1 protein-coding gene is annotated in these 251 nt (G+C 64.9%); it reads right to left on the bottom strand.

Annotation, left to right across the window (positions count from 1 at the left end):
• Positions 1-251, bottom strand: a 251-nt coding sequence (locus tag H0524_RS24645; protein ID WP_255435888.1) for a hypothetical protein, incomplete at both ends; no start/stop codon positions are given.

The following is a 251-nucleotide window of genomic DNA, read 5'->3' as shown; positions in this document are numbered from 1 at the left end:
GGGGTTGGTGCCGATGAGGTAGCCGGTGTGTTGGCCGATGTCGGCTGTCGTTGGGTCGCCGGTTACCGGGACGTCTATCTGGCCTTCGGCGGGGACGGTGACGGTGGGGGTGTCGGTGGTGAATGCGTTGTTGCCGGTGGTGGTGAGGTTGAGGGTGACGGGGGTGGCGCTGGTGTTGGTGAGGGTGACTGGTTTGGTGACGGGGGTGTCGGTGGGTTGGTGTGGCCAGTCGAAGTAGCCGAAGTAGGTGG

Origin of the sequence: Salinispora sp. H7-4 (assembly GCF_013416675.1) — a bacterium.
Taxonomy (GTDB): domain Bacteria; phylum Actinomycetota; class Actinomycetes; order Mycobacteriales; family Micromonosporaceae; genus Micromonospora; species Micromonospora vitiensis.
This window is presented reverse-complemented; position numbering and strand designations above follow the sequence as displayed.